This is a genomic window from Streptomyces sp. NPDC058231 (assembly GCF_042882275.1).
In the GTDB taxonomy this organism is placed as follows: domain Bacteria; phylum Actinomycetota; class Actinomycetes; order Streptomycetales; family Streptomycetaceae; genus Streptomyces.
In genome coordinates this window covers 58,171-71,789 of sequence record NZ_JBHVWN010000027.1, presented here as the reverse complement: position 1 = coordinate 71,789, position 13,619 = coordinate 58,171, and the positions used below count along the sequence as shown (strand labels likewise).

The window sequence follows — 13,619 nt, the reverse complement described above, 5'->3', positions numbered from 1 at the left end:
CAGTGGCCATCGACCCGTCCTCCGCAGCCGGCATCCATGCGCCGGGCACCAGAATCGCGAGGGAGGCGGACCAGTTGGTCCGCGACACCACGAGTGAGCTCGTCTACCACCACTCGCGGCGAGTGTTCTGGTTCGGCGCCTTGCAGGGCCGTCATCGCGATCTGAGTTTCGACCCGGAGCTGCTCTACATCGGCGCGCTCTTCCACGACCTCGGGCTCGGCGAGCGCTTCCACGGGAGCGGCCGGCGGTTCGAGGTGGACAGCGCGGACGAGGCCCGGCGGTTCCTGCGGTCGCACCATGTGCCCGAGGACAGCATCCGGCGCGTGTGGACAGCCATCGCCCTTCACACGACACCCGGCATTCCACAGTTCATGGAACCGGAAGTGGCTCTGGTGACGGCCGGGGTCGAATACGACGTGCTCGGTATCGGGTACGAGGACATCTCCGAGGCCGACCGGGCGGAGATTGTCGCCCTGCACCCCAGGCCGGACTTCAAGCGGCGCATTCTGGCTGCGTTCACCGACGGGATCCGGCCGAAACCGGAGACAACCTTCGGCAATGTGAAGGCCGACGTGCTGGAGCACTACGTACCCGGTTTCGAGCGCGGCGACTTCGTCCGTACGATCCTCGACTCCCCCTGGCCGGAGTAGGCCGGGACGGCCTTCGCTCGGTTCCGGTCGCTTCGGTGACGGTCAGCCGGCCCCTTCCGGAGACGGGAGGGCCCTCATCGCACCGGAACCGCGTCGGGCCGACCCCGCACCGACCGGGCGGCCCGGAAGCCGTTCCGCCCGGAGCCCGGCGACCCGTCGGCGGTGGTTCAGCCCACCTGTCCGATGGCGCCGCGGAGCATGGCCACGGTGGTCGCCGCCGCCCTGCGCTCCGTGTCGTCCTCCGTCGTACGTACCCGCTCCTCCAGGAGCACCACGGCGGCCTGGAGGACGCCGACGCGCACCGGAACGGTCTGCATCCCGGCCAGCACGGCTGCCGCCTGCTCCGCCGGGGTCGCGGTCGCGGCCTGTGGGATGAGGGTGGTGATGCCGCGCCCGAGCGCGCGGTCGCGGGATGGCTGGGACGCTGCTGTGGTCACCGAAGAAGTCTGCCGCACCGGACTCGCTTTTCCGGGCAGCGACTTGGCCGTTGTCCGTAGGACCTGATGCGCCGACGTGTGTGTACGCGCACCTCAACGTCCCTTACGGTCAACGGGCATTCGACCCGGACGAGCGACGCGGCCACATCCATCCGCAGCTCCGGGACGCCGGGCGGAGGTGTGCGAGGGCGGCTCTGGTCGTCGGCGATGGCACGGCGTCGGCCGCGACATCGTCCGGAGCCTCCGCCGCATCGCTGCGGACGGTCCTGAGCCGGGAGGCCAACTCCTCCCGCACATAAGGTCCGTAAGGCCCGCCGTTCCCGGCTCCCTGGGCGCACCCGCTCGGTCAGCTGCACCCGATCGTGCTCCCTTCAGCGCATATCGAAGACGAGACGACCCGGCACCTCGCCCTTCAGCACCTCCTCGATCGCGGAATTGATCTCCTCCAGACCGCGGGTCTCCCGGACGACTCGGGTCCGGCCCAGCCCGTGCAGCCGGAAGACCTCGGCGAGATCCTCACGGGTGCCGACGATCGAACCGATGACCTTCGTGCCGTTGAGCACCATGTCGAAGACGGGCAGTTCCAGCTTGCCCTCGGCAGGGAGCGCCACAAGAACGAGGGTGCCGCCACGGCGCAGTGAGGCGTAGGCGGCATCGAACGATTCGTTGCTCACCGCGAGGGAGACGGCGACGTGGGCGCCGCCGAGCCGGCGCATTTCCTCGGCGACGTCCTGCACCCGGGCGTCGATGACATGGTCGGCACCCAGCTCTCGGGCGAGGGCGAGCTTCTCGTCGGTGACGTCGACGGCGACGGTCTCCGCGCCGAAGATCCGTGCGTACTGCAGGGCCAGGTGCCCAAGGCCGCCGATGCCGGAGACGAGGGCGAGGGTCCCCGGGCGCGCGCCGGAGAGTTTCACCGCCTTGTACGTGGTGACACCGGCGCAGGTCAGGGGCGCCGCGTCCAGCGGGTCGATGCCGTCGGGGACGCGTACGACATACGTTCCGTGCGCCAGGGCGTACTCGGTGTGGCTGCCGTCCACGGAATAGCCGCTGTTCCGCTGCTCCGGACAGAGCGTCTCCCATCCGGAGACACAGTGGTCGCAATGCCCGCACGCCTCACCCAGCCAGGGGATGGCCACTCGATCCCCCACCGCGAGATGGCCGACCTGGTCACCGGCGGCCTCGATGATGCCGATGCCTTCGTGGCCGGGCACGAAGGGCGGGTTCGGTCTGATCGGCCAGTCCCCCTGCGCCGCATGAATGTCCGTGTGGCACAGCCCGGAGGTTTCCATCCGTACCAGGACCTGGTGGCCGGCCGGGGTCGGCACCGGTCGCTCCTCGATCACCAGGGGTTCGGCGAAGCTGCGGACAACTGCGGCCTTCATGGACACTCCTCCGCTTCGAGACGGCGCCTCGGCCGATGCCACCGCGCGATTCGATTGGCATGTCGAGGTGGCGACACAAGCCTCGAAACAGGGTATTTCTGATCGCCGACATGCGCTTGTCCGCGACCGCGGACCGCGGGAGCCTTACGGCAGCGGGTCCGCTACGGTCGCGCCCAGCTGCGCATCGCGGCCCGGGAGGCGAATGCGGCGACGTCCTTGTCGAGCGGCTGGTCGGAATACTGGTGGATGCGCCAGGTCGCCTTGATCCGGGGCTTGCCCGCGGTCACGTAGTCGGCGATCCACAAACCGTCGCCGGCGTACGACGTGGTGTCGTAGTTCAGCCAGAAGTGCCGGTTGCAGTAGAGCAGCACCCGGTGGTGCGGCCGGAGCCGTTTGACCTCGCGGATGAAGCGGTCCTTCTCGGCGTTGGTCGCGCGCGTACCGTCCCCGGTGACCTCCCAGTCCACGGCGAGCAGGTCGCCGGCCTTCTCCGGCGCCTTGCTCACGAAGTACTCCGCCTGCGCCGTGAGGTTGCCCGGCCAGAGGAAATGGTAGAAGCCGACCACGCATTCGGCGTCGCGCGCCCGCTTGACCTGCGCGCTCAGATGCGGATTGACGTAGGTGCGGCCCTCGGTCGCCTTGATGAGAACGAAGTCCAGACCGTCCGTGTCGAAGGATGACTGATACGAGCTGACATCGACCCCATGCAGCATGGGCACCGCCTCCAAGGGGGCTCCGTGGTTCCGTTTCTCTACCCTCTACGTGCCCGTGACCGCTGGATCCATCCGCCCGATCACCGAGGGAACGTTCTTCCGATCAGCCGGAATAGCGGCTGGCGTCGACGGGTTGGTGAACCGACGAGACCGCATCCACATCACACACCTCATCGGAGGGCCGAAGCCATGAAGATCGGCATCATCGGGGCGGGGAACATCGGTGGCAACCTCACCCGGCGCCTCACCGCACTGGGTCACGAGGTGGCCGTCGCCAACTCGCGGGGCCCGCACACACTCACCGCGCTCGCGGAGGAGACCGGTGCCATTCCGGTCACCGTGGCCGAGGCGGCGCGGGGAGCCCGCGTCGTCGTGGTGACCATCCCGGTCAGAGCGGTACCCGGCCTTCCCACGGGCTTCCTCGACGACGCGGAGGAAGGGGTCGTCGTCATCGACACGGGCAACTACTACCCGCAGGAGCGCGACGGCCGTGTCGCCGCCATCGAGGACGGTCTGCCGGAGAGCAGGTGGACCGAGGAACGGATCGGTCACCCGGTGGTCAAGGCGTTCAACGGGACCTATGCGCAGGACATCCTGGACAAGGCGCTTCCCAAGGGCGCTCCCGGCCGGCAGGCCCTGCCGGTCGCCGGCGACGACGCGGCCGCCAAGCAGACCGTGCGCGACCTCATCGACGAGCTGGGCTTCGACACGGTGGATGCGGGCGGTCTGGACGAGTCCTGGCGCCAGCAGCCGGGCACACCCGTCTACGGCAACCGGGGCGACGCCGACGCCATCGCGAAGGCACTGGCCGAGGCCTCACCGGAGCGCACGGCGCAGTGGCGCGCCTGAGAGTCCGGCGCACCGGCGTTGCCGGATGACGGGGCGGGTTCCAGTGTTCCCCGGCCGGAGCCCGCCCGCGCAGGGTCGTGGTCAGTCGTCGAAGCCGGTGCTGCGGCTGACCTTCTCCCAGGCCACAGTCTCGGCGCGGGCCGCGTCGAGACTGGCGAGCACCGCATCGGTCGCGTCGCCGCCGAGCGGCAGTCGCAGCGGGGTCGTGTCGGCGGCCAGTGCGCCGAGGATGGCCGCGGCGGCCCTGTCGGGGTCTCCTTCCTGCTTGCCGTCCGATCCGGGAAGTTGGGTGCGGACCGGGCCGACCGTCTCCTCGTACGCGGGAATGGCCGTCGTGTGGCGCAGTGCGCCTCCCCCGGCGAACCCGGTCCGGAACGATCCGGGTTCGACGATCAGCACCTTGATCCCGTGCGGCGCCACCTCGGCGGCCAGCGCCTCGGAAAGGCCTTCCAGGGCGAACTTGCTTGCCGAGTAGGCCCCGACGCCGGCGAACGACAACCGGCCACCCATGCTGCTCATCTGCACGACGGCACCGGAACCCTGGCGGCGCATATGCGGCAGTACCGCGCGGACGAGCGCGGCGGGGGCGAAGAAGTGCAGGTCCATGAGGTCTCTCAGCTCACGGTCGGTGGTCTCCTCGACCGCACCGATCAGCCCGAGACCGGCATTGTTGACGACCACGTCGATCCGCCCGTACCAGAGCACCGTGTTGGCGACGACATCTGCGATACGCGCCGTGTCGGTGACATCGAGCTGAAGGGCGACCGCACGGTCGGGGTGTGCGGCGATCAGGGAGTCGAGCGCCTCGGGTCTGCGGGCCGTCGCCACGACGGTGTCCCCGGCGGCAAGTGCGGCCTCGGCGATCGACCGGCCGAAACCGGAGGACGCTCCGGTGATCAGCCACACACGTCCGGTGGCTGCGGAGCGGGCATCGGGAATGTTGGCGTCCATCGGTAACTCCGCTTCCTCAAAGGGGCGTTGGATGACCCTTTTATGTCATCCGGCGCCGTCGGCAGTCCAAGACAGAAGCTCTCTCGCTCCATAAACGCGGCTTATGATCGCTGGATGGAGCTGCGTCAGCTGCACTACCTCACCGTGATCGCCGACGAGGGGAACCTGGGACGGGCCGCGCAACGGCTGTACGTCAGCCAGCCGGCCCTGTCCTACGCGCTGAAGAGCCTCGAATCGGAACTCGGCGTGCGGCTCTTCGAACGCCATGCAGGTGGTGTGACCGCGACCGCCGCCGGTCGCGATGTGATCGAGGAGGCACGTCTCACGGTGCGCCGGTCCGAGCGGGTGACGGACGCGGCGGATCGGCACCGGCGCGGGGAAACGGGGGTGCTGCGGGTGGGGTTCGAGGCGAGCGGGGCCGGGGAGCTCACCACCCGGGCGAGGGCGGAGTTCGCGCGGCGCCACCCGGGCGTCCGGGTGGCGCCGAAGCGGTACGACTGGGGTCAGGAGGCCGCGGCCGTACGCAACGGCCTGGCCGACGTCGCCTTCGTCTGGCTGCCCAACGACCTGACGGGGCTGCGTGCGGAGGTCGTGCACACCGAGCCGCGGGTGGTCGGTCTGCCGTCCGGGCATCCGCTCGCCGGCCGGTCCGGGATCTCCGTGCTCGACGTCGCCGACGAGCCGCTGATGTGGACGGAGCGAGCGCCTCGGGAGTGGGTGGACTGGTGGGCGGTCAATCCCCGGCCGGACGGGTCGAGCCCACGCTGGGGCCCGACCAATGACAACGTGGAGGAGATGCTGGAGCAGGTCGCGGAGGGGTCGGCGATCTGCTTCGCGCCGTTCAGCATGGCGCAGTACTACGCGCGGCCGGATCTGTCGTGGGTCCTCCTGGCGGACGTGGAACCGCTGCGGACCGTGCTCGCCTGGGCCGACGGCGCGGACAACGCCCTGGTGCGCGGCTTCGCCGAGGTCGTACGGGAACTGGCCTCCGGAGCGAGGGCGCTGTCCGACGTCGGCTACCGGCCGTCGTCCGGTCCGGCCGGCAGGCTGTCCATGAACGAACTGACGGAGAACACGGCGCGTCCGGGTCCGGGCGGGCCATAACCGGGCGGCGAGCTGAGCCCGTACTCCTGCATCGTCGAGCGGTAGGCGTCAAGCAGGCGGATGTGGTACTCCAGCGGCGCCCCGTCAGGGTTGGTCCTCCCGAGCGGTGTGGTGGGTTCGGGGCACCAGGTGGTGAAGCGCGGAGTGATGCCGTGCGACATGAAGAACCGCAGTCCCTCGGTGGTCGACTCGATCGCCTCGTCGACGGTCGTGAAGCCGAACGGCTCGGCCATCTCCACGCCCGCCACGAAGTTGGGGATGACATTGCGGGCGCCGAAGATCTCGGCGGAGTCCAGGATCCGGCGGTGCCACTCGTCACGGCCGACGTACCGCTCCTTGCCCGGGCAGTACAGCTCGAACAGCCGGCGGTCCCACACCTCGTAGTTGGGGTGGTAGATCTGGACGCCGTAGTCGTGGAAGCGCTGCACATCGGCCTTCGGCAGCGCCTGCGCCACGACCTTGCCGATCCAGCGGCCGGGGAAGGCGTCCTCGATGGCCTTGGCGTACTGCCCGTAGAAGTCGGCTTCGTCGCGCCCGCCGATGTGGGAGGTGATGGCACCCCCGGTGAGGGTGTAGGCGGTGGAGGTCCTCGCTGTGTCGTACCGGTCGATGATGTCGAGCGCCTCCAGCACCTCCTCGACCGGTTTCACCCCGGTGTAGGGGCGTCCTGCCGCCTTGTGCTGACGCCAGTTGTGGTTGATGTCGCAGTACTGGCACTCCTCCTTCGCGCCGAAGTACTGGCAGACGCGGAAGACCGTCAGATAGACGAGGTAACCCCACTGGATGGTGGGGGCCACCTCCATCACCGATTTGCCGTTGGCGAGAGTGTGCCGGTAATAGTCCGGCATCGGTGGCAGTCCGACGTCCGAGATCCGCCTGCCGTCGAGGTACAGCCCCAGGACGCCGTCGTCGCCGGCCGCCACCCGGTAGGGCGACGCCGGGTTCACCCGGACCGAGACGACCGTGCGGCGCAGCTCGTACGGGCCACCGGTGAGCACGATCTCCTCCGGCGGGCGGCGCAGGGCGGCCGCACCCAGCTCGGGCAGTGTGCCGTGGTCGAAGGAGAAGATGAAGTACGACTTCGGCTTGACGTCGCCGTCCTCGTTGTCGCTCAGCGCGGACTCGTCGAACGCCACGCCGCCGCGCAGCAGATCCTCCTTGATGACGGCTTCCCTGGGTACGTGCGGGAACTGCTCCATGAGCCGCTCGATCAGGCGGGTACGGCTCGTGCCGGTGCGGCTGGGGTCGCTGCTGCGGCCGGTGTCGGTACGGCTGGGCATGTGCGGGGCTCCTCGGTCCGGTCGTCGAAGGTTTTTCCGGGTACGCCACACTGTGCAACGAACCACGTACATCAACCGTTCGCGACGCCGCCCCTCCTCTTCGCGACGTCGTCCGCATGCAGGAGCCGTGCCATGACCCGCACCATGTCCGTGTCGGACAGCATCGTGATCGAAGCCGCCCCGCCGTCCGTGTACGCGCAGCTCAGCGACCCCACCGCGATGGGACGTTGGAGCCCGGAGAACCGTGGCGCCACCGTGCTCGGGGAGCGCCGGGAGGCGTACGTCGGCATGGTCTTCGAGGGCCGCAACAAGCGCGGGGCGATGCGCTGGACGACCCAGTGCACCGTGACGGCGGCCGATCCCGGCGAGCGGTTCGCCTTCCGGGTCCACGCGATCGGTGCCCGGCGCCCCCGGCTGCCGGGATCCATCGCCACCTGGGAGTACCGGTTCGAGGCGGTGGATGCGGGCACCCGGGTCACCGAGATCTGGACCGACGACCGCCGGGGCTGGCCGGATGCGCTGGCCAACGCCTTCGACCGGATTGCCACTCGGGGGCACACCTTCGCCGACTTCCAGCGGGGCAACATCCGGACCACTCTGCGGCGGTTGAAGGCGGCGCTGGAAGAAGGCTGAGACAGGGCGTGCTGGGGTCGCTCAGCCGCCCCAGTGCGCCGGGCGCGCGAGTGACGTCGGCAGTTTCGTCGCGGCGTCGCCCCGCGCCGCGTTCAGCTGCGCCTGCGTGAGGAACAGGCTTCCGGTGAGATGCGCTCCGGACAGGTCGGCGTCCCGGAAGTCGGCGCCGATCACATCGGCCAGACGCAGATCGGCTCCGGACAGGTCCGCGGCTATGAGGTACGCGCCGCGCAGGTCCGCCCCCTGCAGGTCGGCGCGGTGCAGCCGGGCGCCGATGAGGTCGGCGCCGCGACGACTGCGCTTCTTCTTGCGAGGAACGGTCGAGCGTACGAGTTCACTGGTCCGCAGAAGCAGCCGGGCCACGTTCTCCCGGTGCGCGGCCACGTCCACGTCCGCGATCGCGGCGGGGGTGAGACGGGTGAGGGCTTCGGTGCCGGCGAGGGCGCGTCGTATCTCTTCGTGGAGGGGGACGGCGGGCCGCAGGGACAGTGCTTCGGTGAGGTACCAGAGCAGTTCGTGCAGTTGCCTCATGACGGGGAAGACCTGGAACATCTGCCGGGCGGTCTGCGGGGCCCGGCGCCAGTCCCGTCCTTCGAAGGTCTCCTGGGAGACCTTCTGGCCGGCGCCGAAGCAGTCGTACACCGTGCACCCCGGGAAGCCCTGGGTCCGCAGTTCGGTGTGTATGCCGCAACGGAAGTCGTCCCGCAGGTTGTGGCAGGGCTCGCCGGCGTCCTTGTCGACCGCGAAGTCCGACGAGCGGGTCAGGGTCAGCGCGACACAGCACAGCCCGAAGCAGTTCGCGCAGTCGGCGCGCAGGGCAGCACGCTCCGTACCGTCGTCGCGCCGCCCGGTACGGACGATGCGGTCGGAGCCGGAACCCGGGGCGTTGTCGGACACGGAGCGTGGATCCTCTGGGGTACGGAAGCGTGTGGACGTCCGAGACTACCGAAGGCCCGCCGCGCTGCCGCACGACGGTGGCGGGTCCTCCGTCGCAGGCCGGACGGGTGCACGCGATGACGGGCGTACCGATCCGTCGAAGGGGGTGGCCCTCGCGTGAGGAACACACCGGTCGATCGAGCGTGATGCGGATCGCACCCTTCGGGTGGGTGATTCGGGGGATGGCACCGGTGGGCGTGGGCGATCGAGCAGACATCGGCGTGTGGAGTATGCGGCGTCATGACGTGTGGCTGCGCCCGTCCCGTGGGCCGAAGGCTTCGAGAGCGTCTGCGTCGGTGGCCCGCGCGTGAAGGAAGTAATCGGCCCACTCAGCGATTTGAGGGTAGGAGGAGTCTTGAGTGACCTGGGCTACGGCGGCCTCGACGTCGAAGTGCGTGGAGCGTAGTTCGACACCGGGGCCGAGGAGCGCCCAGTGAGCCCCGCTCTGCCCGTAGGGCATGCCGAGGCTGCCGGGGTTGATCACGAGGCGGCCGTGGGCAAGGCGGACGAACGGCATGTGCGTGTGCCCGCAGACCACTGTGCGGGTGTCGCTGTCGAGCCCGCTGAAGACCTCTCTCCAGCGGTCGAGGCGTGAGTCGACCAGGACAACTTCTTCATCGTCACGCGGGGTGGCATGGCAGAACAGCACCTTCCCCAGACCGCGCAGTTGCAGAGAGAGCGATCGCGGCCACTGACTGAGAAGATCGAGTTGATCTTCGCGTAGTTGTTCGGCAGCCCATGGGGCGATCGGATCGGGGATCGAGTCGCGTCGACCGCGGCGGTATTCGAGAAGTTCGCGGTCGGCGTTGCCGCTGATCCAGACGATGCGGTCGCCGAGACTGGTCAACAGGTCGAGGACCTGGGTCGGCTGTGGGCCGGCGGTGATGTCGCCGGTGAGCACGATGCGATCGGCGGTGCTCACCTCCGGCTCGGCGAGCACGGCCTCCAGAGCGGGCAGGACTCCATGAATGTCGGACAGGACGGCTACTCGGTTCAGCATGGGCACCACTGTGGGATGAGGTCCGTCTGGAGGTGGGGCCTTTCGCCTGACGCGTAGTTCAGTGGGCGACTGCTGGGGAGAACGGGGTGGGCCGCCGAAGCTGCGCGGCAGGAACGAGGAGCTGGGCCCGCGGTGCTCGCCACGCATCACGCGGTCAGGGTGGCGCCGGATCCGCACGGCATCCCGAACCCGGGGAAGGGCCGCACCGGAGTAGCACGCCGGTCGTGCCGGCCTCAGGGAACGATGTCAGGTGCCTGTTTGTCAGTGGGAGGACGCACACTGACCGGAGCGGCACGGGTGAGAGGGACACGGATGAGCAGCGAGCACGGCACCGGGTTCGAACCGGCCACCGGTGACGGGCCCTTGATGCCGGGGCCGGCCGAGAAGCGGGTTGCGTCGGTGCGGACCGCGTTCGAAGGGCTGCTGCAGATCCGGCGGCTGACCAATACCGGGCAGGCGAATCCGGAGGGCGTACCGGCCCGGTGGGAGCTCCACCGGGCGGTGCGGGCGGTCGCGCTGGTGTTGGAGGCCGCCGGGCTGCCCGCATCGGCCGTCGACGAGTCGGGCCGGCGGGTCGCGTCCGGATACCGCGTACAGGCAGGTGGGGCGCCTGCCACCGTACGGGTGGAGTGGCTCGGTCCGCCCGGTAGCGGGGCCGCTCACGAAGAGGAGTCCGAGCTGACCCGGTGTGCGGACGCGCTGCGACGGCTGGGCTGGACGGCTCTGCTGTACCGCGGGCCTCGGCGCAGAAGATTTCTGGAGGTCGAGCCCTGAAACGGACATGGGTTCAGGACTTGAACGCGCAAGGGCCAGAGGCCCACAACACAAGGTCTGTACCAACTCCTTGACGCCCTCTCACCCCGTCACTTAAATCAAGAAGTGAATTAACAAGCGGTACCGGGCCCTCCTTCGGGCACGGTTCACCGTGCAATCTGTCATGCGCATGCCCCCCATTGAAGTGATGTGATGACTGTGCGAACCCCCAGACGCCACCGAATGGCGCTCTTCGTCGTCGCCCTGCTCTGTTGTTCCGGCGCGGTGACCGCCGCCCCCGCCGGTGCCGCGCCCGTCCCCGAGCCGCGTGCCGCCGCCGCTGCTGCCGCCGCGACGACGTTCTCCGACGACTTCAACGGTCCGGCCGGCTCGGCCGCCGACGGCAGCAAGTGGCAGATCGAGACCGGCGACAACGTCAACAACCACGAACGGCAGTACTACACGGCGGGCGCCAACAACGCCGCCCTCGACGGCCAGGGGAATCTGGTCATCACCGCCCGCAAGGACAACCCCGGCAACTACCAGTGCTGGTACGGCCGGTGCGAGTACACGTCGGCCCGTCTCAACACCTCCGGCAAGTTCGCCTCGACGTACGGGCACGTCGAGACCAGGATGAAGATCCCGCGTGGTCAGGGCATGTGGCCCGCGTTCTGGATGCTCGGTGACAACATCGGCAGCGTCGGCTGGCCCAACAGCGGCGAGATCGACGTCATGGAGAACGTCGGTTTCGAACCCGGAACCGTCCACGGCACCATCCACGGCCCCGGATATTCCGGCTCGGCCGGTATCGGCGCCGGCTACTCCCTGCCCGGCGGCCAGGCGTTCGCCGACGCCTTCCACACCTTCGCGGTGGACTGGGCCCCCGACTCCATCACCTGGTCCGTGGACGGCAACGTCTACCAGCGGCGTACGCCCGCCGACGTCGGTGGCAACAGCTGGGTGTTCAACAAGCCGTTCTTCATCATCCTGAACCTCGCGGTAGGCGGCTACTGGCCCGGCGACCCCGACGGCAGCACCGCCTTCCCGCAGCAGCTCGTCGTGGACTACGTGCACGTCACGACCAGCGACAGCGGAGCGCCCGGGTCGGGCGGCACGATCACGGGTCTGGGCGGCAAGTGCGTGGACGTGAACGCCGCCTCCACCGCCAACGGCACCGCGGTCCAGCTCTACGACTGCAACGGCACCGCCGCCCAGAAGTGGACCGTCGGCTCCGACGGGACGATCCGCGCCCTCGGCAAGTGCCTCGACGTCAAGGACAACAGCACCGTCGACGGCGCCCAGCTCCAACTCTGGGACTGCACGGGAGCGGCCAATCAACGCTGGGCCGTGTCAGGCGCCCGCGACATCGTGAACATCCAGGCCAACAAGTGCGTGGACGCCACCGGCAACAGCTCCGCCAACGGTACCCGGCTCCAGATCTGGACCTGCGCCGGCACCGCCAACCAGAAGTGGACGGTGAACGCCGCATGAGCCCCACCCCCGGCTCGCGCCGCCGCACCGGACGGCTGGCCCTCCCGGCCGCGCTCCTGCTCGCCGCCGGAGCCGCGCTCGTCACCCTGCCCGCCACCGCGAGCGCCGCGGCCACCGCCACCGGCTCGATCACCGGGCTGGGCGGCAAGTGCGTGGATGTGGCCGGCGCGTCCGCCGCCAACGGCACCGCGGTCCAGCTCTACGACTGCAACGGCAGCGCCGCCCAGCAGTGGACCGTCGGCTCCGACGGGACGATCCGCGCCCTCGGCAAGTGCCTCGACGCCAAGGACAACGGAACCGCCGACGGCACACAGCTGCAACTGTGGGACTGCGGGGGCACGGCCAACCAGAAATGGTCGGTCTCCGCGGCCCATGACATCGTCAACACCCAGGCCGACAAGTGCATGGACGCCACCGGCAACAGCTCCGCCAACGGCACCCGGCTCCAGATCTGGACCTGCAGCGGCACCGCCAACCAGAAGTGGACCGCGCCCTCGGGCGGCGGCACCACGCCCCCTGTCGGCGGAACCATGGCTGTCGCGCCGTACCTCTACAACGGCTGGGGCAGTCCGCCGAACCCGACAACCGTCATGAACGCGACCGGAGTGAAGTGGTTCACCCTGGCGTTCGTGCTCAGCAACGGATACTGCAACCCGCAGTGGGACGGCGGGCGGGCGCTGACCGGCGGTGTCGACCAGCAGACCATCAACACCGTGCGCGGCGCCGGCGGGGACGTCATCCCGTCCTTCGGCGGCTGGAGCGGCAACAAGCTGGAGAGCTCCTGCTCCAGCGCGGGTGAGCTCGCCGCCGCCTACCAGAAGGTCATCAACGCGTACGGCCTCAAGGCGATCGACATCGACATCGAGGCGGACGCGTACAGCAACACCACGGTCCAGCAGCGCACGGTCGACGCACTGAAGACCGTCAAGGCCAACAACCCGGGCATCAAGGTGTACATCACCTTCGGAACCGGCCAGTCCGGCCCTGACACGGGCCTGATCAACCGGGCTGCTTCCTCCGGGCTGACGGTCGACAGCTGGACGATCATGCCCTTCGACTTCGGCGGCGCCGGACAGAACATGGGCACCCTGACGACCCGCGCCGCCGAAGGCCTGAAGTCCGCGGTGAAGAACGCGTACGGATACAGCGACGACCAGACCTACCGGTCGATCGGCATCTCGTCGATGAACGGTGTCACCGACGACAACGAGACGGTGACGGTCGACGACTTCCGCACCATCCTCGCGTACGCCCAGCAGCACCATCTGGCGCGGCTCACCTTCTGGTCGGTCAACCGTGACCGGCCGTGCACGGGCGGTGGAGCCGACACCTGTTCCAACGTGAGCCAGCAGCCGTGGGACTTCACGAAGGTGTTCGCCCAGTACACCGGATGAGTCGACCGAGGTGCGGCGGGCAGACGCGTGCCGCCCGCCGCAC

General features: G+C 69.2%; 14 protein-coding genes. 7 read left to right on the top strand and 7 right to left on the bottom strand.

Annotation, left to right across the window (positions count from 1 at the left end; translation table 11 throughout):
* Positions 1–2: 2 nt before the first annotated feature.
* Positions 3–650, top strand: coding sequence for an HD domain-containing protein (locus tag ACFVXE_RS19780; RefSeq protein WP_389672586.1), 648 nt, complete (start codon positions 3–5; stop codon positions 648–650).
* A 167-nt stretch (positions 651–817) separates the two neighbouring features.
* On the opposite strand, the gene ACFVXE_RS19775 is transcribed toward ACFVXE_RS19780, so the two are convergent.
* The 3 genes from ACFVXE_RS19775 to ACFVXE_RS19765 form a co-directional block, all read right to left on the bottom strand.
* Complete coding sequence (locus tag ACFVXE_RS19775) at positions 818–1,087, bottom strand: hypothetical protein (RefSeq protein ID WP_389672584.1); 270 nt, start codon at positions 1,085–1,087, stop codon at positions 818–820.
* Between the two features lie 371 nt (positions 1,088–1,458).
* Positions 1,459–2,472, bottom strand: coding sequence for an alcohol dehydrogenase AdhP (gene adhP / locus ACFVXE_RS19770; protein WP_389672582.1), 1,014 nt, complete (start codon positions 2,470–2,472; stop codon positions 1,459–1,461).
* Between the two features lie 161 nt (positions 2,473–2,633).
* A complete protein-coding gene (locus ACFVXE_RS19765) occupies positions 2,634–3,185 on the bottom strand; it encodes a glycoside hydrolase family 25 protein (RefSeq protein ID WP_389672580.1) in 552 nt (183 codons plus the stop codon).
* Here ACFVXE_RS19765 and ACFVXE_RS19760 point away from each other — a divergent pair.
* On the top strand, positions 3,177–4,034 hold the full coding sequence (locus ACFVXE_RS19760; protein WP_389672578.1) for an NADPH-dependent F420 reductase: 858 nt from the start codon (positions 3,177–3,179) through the stop codon (positions 4,032–4,034). The two genes, ACFVXE_RS19765 and ACFVXE_RS19760, sit on opposite strands and share 9 nt — an antisense overlap.
* An 81-nt stretch (positions 4,035–4,115) precedes the next feature.
* Here the strand turns inward: ACFVXE_RS19760 and ACFVXE_RS19755 are convergent, their stop codons facing one another.
* Positions 4,116–4,985 (bottom strand): oxidoreductase, encoded by an 870-nt coding sequence (locus ACFVXE_RS19755; protein WP_389672577.1) that lies wholly within the window; start codon positions 4,983–4,985, stop codon positions 4,116–4,118.
* A gap of 114 nt (positions 4,986–5,099) precedes the next feature.
* Here ACFVXE_RS19755 and ACFVXE_RS19750 point away from each other — a divergent pair, with 114 nt between their 5' ends.
* Positions 5,100–6,089 carry a LysR family transcriptional regulator gene (locus tag ACFVXE_RS19750; protein ID WP_389672575.1) on the top strand — a complete coding sequence of 330 codons (990 nt, stop codon included), beginning with the start codon at positions 5,100–5,102 and terminating at the stop codon, positions 6,087–6,089.
* Here the strand turns inward: ACFVXE_RS19750 and ACFVXE_RS19745 are convergent.
* Entirely contained in the window at positions 6,002–7,369 is a 1,368-nt protein-coding gene (locus tag ACFVXE_RS19745; protein WP_389672574.1) for a radical SAM protein, read from the bottom strand. The genes ACFVXE_RS19750 and ACFVXE_RS19745 overlap by 88 nt on opposite strands.
* 132 nt (positions 7,370–7,501) lie before the next feature.
* Here ACFVXE_RS19745 and ACFVXE_RS19740 point away from each other — a divergent pair, with 132 nt between their 5' ends.
* Complete coding sequence (locus ACFVXE_RS19740; protein ID WP_389672572.1) at positions 7,502–8,002, top strand: SRPBCC family protein; 501 nt, start codon at positions 7,502–7,504, stop codon at positions 8,000–8,002.
* Positions 8,003–8,023: 21 nt separating this feature from the next.
* On the opposite strand, the gene ACFVXE_RS19735 is transcribed toward ACFVXE_RS19740, so the two are convergent.
* Both ACFVXE_RS19735 and ACFVXE_RS19730 read right to left on the bottom strand, forming a co-directional pair.
* Entirely contained in the window at positions 8,024–8,863 is an 840-nt protein-coding gene (locus ACFVXE_RS19735; protein ID WP_389672636.1) for a pentapeptide repeat-containing protein, read from the bottom strand.
* Positions 8,864–9,176: 313 nt separating this feature from the next.
* Positions 9,177–9,938 carry a metallophosphoesterase family protein gene (locus ACFVXE_RS19730; RefSeq protein WP_389672634.1) on the bottom strand — a complete coding sequence of 254 codons (762 nt, stop codon included), beginning with the start codon at positions 9,936–9,938 and terminating at the stop codon, positions 9,177–9,179.
* 312 nt (positions 9,939–10,250) lie between these two features.
* Here ACFVXE_RS19730 and ACFVXE_RS19725 point away from each other — a divergent pair, with 312 nt between their 5' ends.
* The 3 genes from ACFVXE_RS19725 (at position 10,251) to ACFVXE_RS19715 (ending at position 13,576) form a co-directional block, all read left to right on the top strand.
* Positions 10,251–10,712: a hypothetical protein gene (locus ACFVXE_RS19725; protein WP_389672570.1), complete on the top strand. Its 462-nt coding sequence runs from the start codon at positions 10,251–10,253 to the stop codon at positions 10,710–10,712.
* A 192-nt stretch (positions 10,713–10,904) separates the two neighbouring features.
* Positions 10,905–12,182, top strand: coding sequence for a family 16 glycosylhydrolase (locus ACFVXE_RS19720; protein ID WP_389672568.1), 1,278 nt, complete (start codon positions 10,905–10,907; stop codon positions 12,180–12,182).
* Positions 12,179–13,576 (top strand): RICIN domain-containing protein, encoded by a 1,398-nt coding sequence (locus ACFVXE_RS19715; protein WP_389672566.1) that lies wholly within the window; start codon positions 12,179–12,181, stop codon positions 13,574–13,576. Before ACFVXE_RS19720 ends, ACFVXE_RS19715 begins: the two co-directional genes overlap by 4 nt.
* Positions 13,577–13,619 lie beyond the last annotated feature (43 nt).